This window comes from uncultured Blautia sp. (genome assembly GCF_902497045.1).
GTDB lineage: Bacteria > Bacillota > Clostridia > Lachnospirales > Lachnospiraceae > Blautia_A.
This window is the reverse complement of sequence record NZ_CABVDF010000100.1, coordinates 1-9,566: the sequence shown is the minus strand read 5'-3', so window position 1 is coordinate 9,566 and position 9,566 is coordinate 1. Positions and strand designations below refer to the sequence as shown.

General features: G+C 43.9%; 9 protein-coding genes. 8 read left to right on the top strand and 1 reads right to left on the bottom strand.

All coding sequences use genetic code 11. The annotated features are described in order from the left end of the window. Nucleotides 1–119: 119 nt before the first annotated feature. Nucleotides 120–1,952, bottom strand: coding sequence for a translational GTPase TypA (gene typA, locus RDS42_RS08670; RefSeq protein ID WP_308783310.1), 1,833 nt, complete (start codon nt 1,950–1,952; stop codon nt 120–122). A 190-nt stretch (nt 1,953–2,142) separates the two neighbouring features. On the opposite strand from typA, the gene RDS42_RS08665 reads away from it, so the two are divergent. The 8 genes from RDS42_RS08665 to rfbF all read left to right on the top strand — a co-directional run bounded on the left by RDS42_RS08665 (nt 2,143) and on the right by rfbF (nt 9,539). Then, a complete protein-coding gene (locus tag RDS42_RS08665) occupies nt 2,143–2,769 on the top strand; it encodes a single-stranded DNA-binding protein (RefSeq protein WP_308783309.1) in 627 nt (208 codons plus the stop codon). Between the two features lie 256 nt (nt 2,770–3,025). After that, nucleotides 3,026–3,550, top strand: coding sequence for a cob(I)yrinic acid a,c-diamide adenosyltransferase (locus RDS42_RS08660; RefSeq protein ID WP_308783308.1), 525 nt, complete (start codon nt 3,026–3,028; stop codon nt 3,548–3,550). Nucleotides 3,551–3,606: 56 nt separating this feature from the next. Beyond that, a complete protein-coding gene (gene dapA, locus RDS42_RS08655; protein WP_308783307.1) occupies nt 3,607–4,500 on the top strand; it encodes a 4-hydroxy-tetrahydrodipicolinate synthase in 894 nt (297 codons plus the stop codon). Between the two features lie 73 nt (nt 4,501–4,573). After that, on the top strand, nt 4,574–5,335 hold the full coding sequence (gene dapB / locus RDS42_RS08650; protein WP_308783306.1) for a 4-hydroxy-tetrahydrodipicolinate reductase: 762 nt from the start codon (nt 4,574–4,576) through the stop codon (nt 5,333–5,335). 215 nt (nt 5,336–5,550) lie between these two features. Then, nucleotides 5,551–6,018, top strand: coding sequence for a hypothetical protein (locus tag RDS42_RS08645; RefSeq protein WP_308783305.1), 468 nt, complete (start codon nt 5,551–5,553; stop codon nt 6,016–6,018). A gap of 255 nt (nt 6,019–6,273) precedes the next feature. After that, complete coding sequence (gene hisA, locus RDS42_RS08640; protein WP_308783304.1) at nt 6,274–7,053, top strand: phosphoribosylformimino-5-aminoimidazole carboxamide ribotide isomerase; 780 nt, start codon at nt 6,274–6,276, stop codon at nt 7,051–7,053. Between the two features lie 135 nt (nt 7,054–7,188). Then, nucleotides 7,189–8,574 carry a radical SAM protein gene (locus RDS42_RS08635; protein WP_308783303.1) on the top strand — a complete coding sequence of 462 codons (1,386 nt, stop codon included), beginning with the start codon at nt 7,189–7,191 and terminating at the stop codon, nt 8,572–8,574. A 188-nt stretch (nt 8,575–8,762) separates the two neighbouring features. Further along, on the top strand, nt 8,763–9,539 hold the full coding sequence (rfbF, locus tag RDS42_RS08630) for a glucose-1-phosphate cytidylyltransferase (protein WP_308783302.1): 777 nt from the start codon (nt 8,763–8,765) through the stop codon (nt 9,537–9,539). Nucleotides 9,540–9,566 lie beyond the last annotated feature (27 nt).

The window sequence follows — 9,566 nt, the reverse complement described above, 5'->3', positions numbered from 1 at the left end:
CTCCTTGATAAACAGTTTTATTATTTTAACTGTCTACCTAGAAGGGAGCATATCATATGGGTCATACAGGGGGATGATGTATTTCAGAAACAACATTTACGATAGTGCTTCAGATGATTTTAGTTTTTCTTAAAGCCTGCACGCTTTCTTTCCCTTGGATCGAGAATTCTCTTACGGATTCGAAGACTGCTGGGTGTTATTTCCAGAAGCTCGTCATTGTCGATAAACTCAATAGCCTGCTCAAGGCTTAATACCTTAGGAGGTGTCAGTTTCAGAGCCTCGTCAGCGGAAGAGGAACGTGTGTTGGTCAGATGTTTGGTTTTGCAGACGTTCAGTTCGATATCTTCTGCTTTTCCGTTCTGACCGATGACCATACCGCTGTAAACCTTTGCTCCTGGTCCGATAAAGAGAACACCGCGTTCCTGAGCGGAGAAAAGTCCGTAGGTAACAGCTTCGCCGGCTTCAAAGGCGATCAGGGATCCCTGTTTACGGTACTGGAAATCCCCTTTGTATGGAGCGTAGCCGTCAAAAATTGTATTCAGGATGCCGGTTCCCTTGGTGGAAGTCATAAAATCGCTTCGGAAGCCGATCAGTCCACGGGAAGGGATATGGAATTCCAGACGGACAGAACCGTCGCTTGCAGTACTCATTCCCTGGAGCTCGCCTTTTCTTTCGCTGAGTTTCTGGATCACTGTACCGGAAAATTCCTCCGGGACATCTACATAGGCAAGTTCCATAGGCTCCAGCTTTTTGCCGCGTTCGTCTACATGATAAAGAACCTCTGGTTTGCTGACTGCGAATTCATAGCCTTCACGGCGCATGTTTTCAATAAGAACAGAAAGATGAAGCTCTCCACGGCCGGAAACCTTAAAGCACTCAGTGCTTTCCGTATCCTCCACACGAAGGCTGACATCAGTGTTCAGCTCTTTATAAAGACGGTCGCGAAGGTGGCGGGAGGTGATGTATTTACCTTCCTGACCAGCCAGAGGACTGTCATTTACAAGGAAGTTCATGGAAATTGTAGGCTCGGAGATTTTCTGGAATGGGATGGATTCCGGCTTGTCTCCGCCGCAGAGGGTATCTCCGATATGGATATCTGCAATACCGGAAACAGCCACGATAGAACCGATGGAAGCTTCCTTTACTTCAACTTTATTTAAGCCGTCAAATTCATAAAGCTTGCTGATCTTTACTTTCTGGCGTTTGTCAAGGTCATGATGGTTCAGAAGTGTCAGCTCCTGATTTACTGCGATTTTACCATTTTCTACTTTACCTACGCCGATACGGCCCACATATTCATTATAGTCAATGGTACTGATGAGAACCTGTGTATCAGCATCAGGATCTCCTTCCGGAGCAGGAATATATTTAAGAATAGTTTCAAAAAGCGGCTCCATGTTTTCCGGTGTATCGGAGAGATCCAGGACAGCATGACCTGCTTTGGCAGAAGCATACAGGAACGGACAGTCAAGCTGCTCGTCAGAAGCCTCCAGATCCATGAGAAGTTCCAGAACCTCGTCAATGACTTCATCAGGACGGGCTTCCGGACGGTCAATCTTATTGATGCATACGATTACATGGAGATCCAGTTCCAGAGCTTTTTTCAAAACGAATTTTGTCTGCGGCATAGCGCCCTCGAAGGCATCGACAAGAAGAATTACACCGTCTACCATTTTCAGTACACGTTCCACTTCTCCTCCAAAATCAGCATGTCCCGGAGTGTCAATGATATTGATCTTTACGCCCTTGTAATGGACAGCTGTGTTTTTGGACAAAATTGTGATACCACGCTCGCGCTCGATATCGTTAGAGTCCATAACACGTTCCTGTACCTCCTGGTTTTCACGGAAAACACCGCTCTGCTTCAGAAGCTGATCCACCAGAGTGGTTTTTCCATGGTCAACATGGGCGATAATGGCAACGTTGCGTACATCTTCGCGTTTGGTCTTCATAAAAATCGAAATCCTTTCTTTTTTCTTCTATATTAATGTGTTTTATTCACGGTACGACATTCCAGTTTACCACATTTTTCAAAGAATACAAGGTGTTCCAAAAAAAATTTTGAGATTTAGGTTCTAAACTTCCGGACAGGTACATAGGCTAATATAGACAAAATACCCAAAGAGGAAGGAGAACTGTATTATGGCAGACAAAATCATTGAAAACAATCAGGTATCGATCATGGGGAAGATTGCTACCGGCTTTACATTCAGTCATCAGGTATTTGGAGAGGGATTTTTTGTGATGGATCTGATTGTAAAGCGCCTAAGTGATTCCGAGGATCGGATTCCGGTAATGGTATCGGAACGTCTGGTGGATGTAACGCAGGATTATGTAGGTGAATATATAGAGATCAGCGGTCAGTTTCGATCCTATAACCGTCATGAAGAAAAGCATAATCGTTTAGTACTTTCCGTATTCGCCAGAGAAGTAAGATTTATAGGTCAGGATGAAGATGTGATCCCTACCAATCAGATTTTTATGGACGGGTATATCTGTAAACCTCCGGTTTATCGGAAAACTCCTTTGGGAAGAGAAATCGCAGATGTGCTTCTGGCAGTAAACCGTCCTTACGGAAAATCAGATTACATACCTTGTATCTGCTGGGGAAGAAACGCACGTTATGCGTCCGCTTTTACAGTTGGGGGACATGTTCTGATCTGGGGAAGGATCCAGAGTCGGGAATATGTAAAAAAATTAGGTGAAAATCAGACAGAGCGGCGCACAGCCTACGAAGTCTCTGTAAGCAAGCTGGAATACCTGGAATAAACCGAAATATGCTGCGGATCATACAGCCGGAAGCCATATAAATATAAGTACCTGGCCGTATAATCTGCCGTATGCCGGCAGGGAAAGCAGGGGGCGTGTCGAGAAGAGCCGGGGCTCAGAGGCGATATGCCTGTACATAAACAGGCTAAATATATAGCTGGGTCTTCCAGAGTAATACTTGCAATTTCAGAAAATCTGCGGTAAGATAAGGACATTAAAAAAAGATGCAGTTTCATCAATATAAAGAGGAATTGTCATGGAAAAAGAATTAATAGAAGCATATTGCGGAAGCGCGAAGGGGAAGACGACATTAGGACTTGGACAGAGTCTTCGCGCAGCTGCTGAGGGAAAAAGCGTTATCATTATCCAGTTTCTGAAAGGACGGGAACGGCGTTCCGTGGACTTTTTAGAACAGCTGGATGATCTGGACATCAAGATTTTCCGTTTTGAAAAACAGGATTGCTGCTATGATGATCTTACCGATGAGGAGAAAGAAGAAGAGCGGGCAAACATTCTTAATGGATTAAATTTTGCAAGAAAAGTAGTTGTTACACAGGAATGTGACTTTCTGCTTCTGGATGAAATACTGGGAGTGATAGAGCAGGGAATTGTTTCCGTGGATACAGTTGCAGAGATCCTCAGACAGAGAGACCGGAGTATGCAGATTGTTATGACCGGTACGAATCTGCCGGAAGGACTGAGACCGTATGTAGATACAGTAATAAAACTTACGGAAGATACAGTTGAGGAAAATGATTCTGAGATACAGCCTGAGTTCTAAGACGGCAGAGCTGTTAGTTGCATAATATAGTACAGAAGGATAAAGGAGGAACTGATATGGCAATTTTTAAGGGAGCAGGTGTTGCAATTATTACACCTATGCATGAAGACGGAAGTGTGAATTATGAAAAGCTGGAGGAGATCCTGGAGTATCAGATCGCTAACAGTACAGATGCCATTATCATTTGTGGAACTACAGGAGAGTCATCTACCATGACTCATGGAGAGCACCTGAAAACCATCAAGTTTACTATTGATAAGGTAGCAAAGCGTGTTCCTGTAATTGCCGGTACAGGTTCTAACTGTACAGAAACAGCAATCATGCTGTCAAAAGAAGCCGCTTCTTACGGAGCAGACGCACTTCTGGTCGTAACTCCTTATTATAATAAGGCCACTCAGAAAGGTTTGATCGCACATTATACTGCTATTGCAGAAGCTGTTCCGGAAACACCGATTATCATGTATAATGTACCAAGCCGTACAGGCTGCAACCTTCAGCCTGCAACTGTGGCTGCACTTGTAAAAAATGTTAAGAATATTGTTGGAATTAAAGCTGCCAGCGGCGATCTTTCTCAGATTGCCAAGACAGTGGCTCTTGCAGGAGAGAAACTGGAACTTTATTCCGGAAATGACGATCAGGTTCTTCCTGTGCTGTCTCTGGGCGGACTTGGAGTTATCTCAGTTCTTTCCAATGTTGCTCCTAAGCAGACTCACGATATGGTCATGAAATTCCTGGAGGGAGATATTAAAGAAGCGACTAAGCTTCAGATCGAGGCTATTCCTCTTGTGAACGCCCTGTTCTGTGAAGTGAATCCCATTCCGGTAAAAACTGCTATGAATATGATGGGAATGGAAGTGGGACCTCTTCGTATGCCTCTTTGTGAAATGGAAGAGTGTAATAAAGAAATCCTCAAAAAAGCAATGGTGGATTACGGGCTGAAGCTGGCATAAACACGCACAATGAGGAGGAAACACTCAAGAGTGTACCTGGATGTGCAAAAACACGCACAATGAGGAGGAAATTATGATAAAAATTATGATGCACGGCTGCTGCGGCCATATGGGGCAGGTAATCTCCGAACTTGTTGAGAAAGACCCTGAGGCACAGATTGTAGCCGGAGTGGATATTGCAGACAGAGGAAATACTTCCTATCCAGTATATACAGAGCTTTCTGCATGTCAGGAAGAGATTGATGTGGTGATTGATTTTTCATCTGCAAAAGCAGTGGATGCGCTTTTGGATTACTGTGGAGAAAGGAAGCTTCCAGTTGTTCTCTGCACTACAGGGTTAAGTGAAGAACAGCTTGCAAAGGTTGAAGAAACTGCAAAGAAAACTGCAGTTCTGAAATCCGCAAATATGTCTCTGGGAATAAATACACTTTTGAAACTGATCCAGGAAGCTGCGAAAGTTCTTGCGGCAGCAGGATTTGATATGGAGATCGTGGAACGCCATCATCGTCTGAAGCTGGATGCTCCAAGCGGAACTGCTCTTGCTCTTGCAGACAGTCTTAATGAGGCAATGGGAAATGAATATAATTATGTATTTGACCGCAGTCAGAAAAGAGAGATGCGTTCAGATAAAGAGATTGGTATTTCTGCTGTCAGAGGAGGAACGATCGTAGGAGATCATGAGATAATTTTTGCAGGTCCGGATGAGGTGATCGAGTTTAAGCATACAGCTTATTCCAAGGCTGTATTTGGAAAGGGCGCTGTAGAAGCTGCCAAATTTCTTGCAGGGAAGCCGGAAGGAAAGTATGATATGGCAGATGTGATCGAAGCAAAATAAAAGGATACAAAAATATCTGTTTGCAGGACAGGGAAGGAGTTTTATTTCTTGTTTCCTACAGACGGTGCATATGAAAAAAGGCAGATCATGCGCTCCGTTTTCCGGGGCACATGACCTGTCTTTTTCTTTGGAAAAAATTTCCTTTAATATTATTCTGCAAACTGCACATATTATCTGTATCAGATATAAAATTCAAGAAAAGGAGACGGATCAGTATGAAAAATTTAAAAAAGATTATGACAGGTATGATGCTGGTGCTTGTCCTGGGGGCATTTACAGCCTGCGGAGAAAACACAGATAATAATGCAGACGAATCAGGAACTATGACAGACAATAAGGGGAATGCTGACAGTATGGATCAGGGCAGCACGAAACCGGAAGATGCAAACAAGGATAAAGAGGAAGGTAATGACACTGTAAATGAAAACACGGAAAACAGCAGTGAAAATACAGCCGATGGCAATACAGCCTCCGAAAATAATGCTGCAGATGACAATACAATTGCCGGAGACAATACAGAAGACAGCGCAGACGGTACGACAGATGAAAATAACAATACTGACAGAAACGACGATACCATTTCCGGTGAACTTGGCAACAGTGTGAAAGATCTGGGAGATGGGGTAGGAAATGCAGTAAAAGATATGGGAGATGCTGTAGACAATGCAGCAGAAGGAAGATAAAAGTTTTGGCAAATAGATAGCAGGAGAAATTTTTTGTGGCCTGCTGAAGTAAAATAAAGTTGCACAGGAAATAAAATCATAATATGATATCATCATATCGGTAATTTAATACAGGATATGGGGAATGCGTCCAGATGCAGCCTGCCTATGGCAGCCTGCATCTGGCGAACAAAGCGGACTTGTCCGCTTTGTTCTATGTAGATACAGGAGAAAGGACCGTCAGACAGTTGTCGGGAAAGAAGAGGAGGGAGCAGGATGCGATTTCATCCATGTATTGACATACATAATGGAAAAGTGAAGCAGATTGTAGGAGGAAGCCTGAAGGATGCCGGAGATCAGGCGCGTGAAAATTATGTTTCGGAACAGGATGCTGCTTTTTATGCATCTCTTTACAGAGAAACTAATCTCCGAGGAGGACATGTGATCCTTTTGAATCCGAAGAGTTCTCCGTATTTTGAAGATACAAGGAAACAGGCGTTAAAGGCTCTGAAAGCGTTTCCGGGAGGTCTTCAGATTGGAGGAGGGGTATGCCCGGACAATGCACAGCAGTATCTGGATGCAGGGGCAAGCCATGTGATCGTAACCTCATATGTGTTTCGAGATGGGAGACTGTGCTGGGAAAATCTGGAAAAAATGAAAAGCGAAGTAGGAAAAGAGCATCTTGTTCTGGATCTTAGCTGCCGGAAAAAGGACGGCGCATACTACATCGTTACAGACCGCTGGCAGAAATTTACAGATGTGGAAGTGACGCCGGAAAGGATGAGGGAGCTTGGCAGCCACTGCGATGAGTTTCTGATCCATGCAGTAGATGTGGAAGGTAAGGCTTCCGGTATAGAGACGGAGCTTGCAGAGATCCTTGCGGAATATGGAGAAAAACCGGTTACCTATGCAGGCGGAGTAGGCTGTATGGAGGATATCCGGCTTTTGAAGGTGCATGGCAGGGGACGGCTGGATGTAACCGTAGGAAGCGCCCTGGATCTTTTTGGAGGGAGTATTCCCTTCTGCGAATTGAAGGAATTAGACAAAATGCTTTGAATGATAAAAAACTAAACACTGCACTGCTTTTGTTTATGGAAAAAAGTATATTTCCGCCTATAATGAAAGCTATACAAATTGATAAGTAAAAACAGGTACCGTTTTGGAAGCGTACATTACAGGGAGGAATTGCAGATGAGCAGAATCGCACACGCAGCAGGCAGAAAAGTTTTTTCAGGAATCGTAGAGCATGAACTCAGTCAGATCAATAAAGACCGTCAGGGCGCTTATGAAAAAATCCTTGACACTGCGGAAAAATATATGAATGAATTTGATCTGGGGATCAACTGGGAGTATTTGAGACGGGTGACTTTAAATCCGGAATATACACTGAATCGTTATGTAAGCTCTATGGTGGAGGAACTTCATCCCAATGTCCTGAAGACGACTCTTGTGAATCTGGGATATGAGGCGTTTTATCATGGCACAAAAACCATTCGTGAAATGAGAAAAGTACATAACTGCAATATCCCCTGGATCATTCTTATGGATCCTACCAGTGCGTGCAATCTTCACTGTACAGGATGCTGGGCGGCAGAATACGGAAACAAGCTGAATCTTACCTTTGAAGAAATGGATTCTGTCATTACTCAGGGAAAAGAGCTTGGTGTGTATTTCTATATGCTGACAGGCGGAGAACCGATGGTACGTAAAAAAGACGTGATCGCACTCTGCAAAAAGCATAACGACTGTGTATTCCTTGCTTACACAAATGGTACTCTTGTAGACGAAGAGCTCTGTCATCAGATGCAGGAAGCAGGAAACCTGTTCCTGGCGCTGAGTCTGGAAGGAAAGCCGGAAGTAAATGATCTGCGCCGTGGTGAGGGTGTTTATGGAAAAGTCATGCATGCTATGGAACTTCTGAAGAAGAACGGTCTTGTTTTTGGTACCTCGATCTGCTATACCAGTCAGAATATCGACAGTGTGACAAGCGATGAGTTTGTAAATATGCTGGTGGAAAAAGGCTGCCGTTATTCTCTGTATTTTCACTATATGCCGGTTGGAAACGATGCTTCTCTGGAACTTCTTCCAACAGCAGAACAGAGAGTTTATATGCATGACAGAGTAAGAGAAATCCGCAATATGGAACATGGGCCGGGACTGTTTACCATGGACTTCCAGAATGACGGAGAGTTTGTGGGAGGATGTATTGCAGGAGGCAGAAATTACTTCCATATTAATGCCAATGGAGATGCGGAACCCTGTGTGTTTATCCATTATTCCAATGGAAATATCCGGGAAAATACCATCCTGGAGATCCTGAAGCAGCCGTTATTTATGGCATACCATAACAATCAGCCGTTTAATGAGAACATGCTTCGCCCATGTCCGATGCTGGAGAATCCGGAGATCCTCCAGAGACTTGTAAAAGAATCCGGAGCACATTCCACAGACCTGCAGTCTCCGGAAACAGCAGAGCATCTTTGCGGAAAGTGCACCGCATATGCGCAGCAGTGGACACCGGAAGCGGACAGACTGTGGAAAGAAACTCAGGAGAAAAAAGCTGCAAAGGCAAAATAAAAACGATACGTCAGAAGCAGAACAGATATTTGAACAGCCGTATGGTCAGTTGGGAAAGAGATGTTTTCCCGGCTGACTGTATGGCTTTTTATCTTTTGGGGTTTTCTTTTGAACATATTTGTATTAGAATGAAAAGGACATAAAGATCAGACGGACAGATAGAAATAAAGGAAGATGGGAGAATCTATATGAAGGTTGTTATTCTGGCAGGAGGATTTGGAACAAGGATCAGTGAAGAAAGTCATCTGAAGCCCAAGCCAATGATCGAGATCGGAGAAAAGCCTATTTTATGGCATATTATGAAAATGTATTCTCATTATGGATTTAATGAGTTTGTGATCTGCTGCGGTTATAAGCAGCATGTGATCAAAGAATGGTTTGCAGATTACTATCTGCATAACAGCAATATTACCTTTGATTTTACGCAGGAAAACAAAATGATCGTCCATAACAATACCCTGGAACCCTGGAAAGTTACGCTTGTGGATACAGGCTTGTACACCATGACAGGAGGCCGCATCAAGAGGGTGAGAGAATATCTGGATGGAGATACCTTTATGCTGACCTACGGGGATGGCGTGGCGGATGTGAATATAAAAGAACTTCTGGACTATCATAGATCTCATGGCAAAATGGCAACAATCACCGCTGCTCAGCCGGGAGGACGCTTTGGAATTCTTGATATCTGCGAGGATGGAACTATTACAAATTTCAAAGAGAAGAAAAAAGAGGACGGAGGCTGGATCAATGCCGGATTTATGGTACTTGAACCGGAGATTATGGATCTGATAGAGGGAGATTCCACAGTGTTTGAGAAGGAACCGCTTGTAGAGGCAGCCCGCAGCGGACAGTTGAATGCATACCGTCATAAAGGATTCTGGCAGTGCATGGATACGCTCCGGGAGAAGAATTATCTGGAAGAGCTGTGGCAGAAAGGAAATGCACCCTGGAAGGTATGGGAATAAATTATAATATAAATCAGAAAGAGAGGA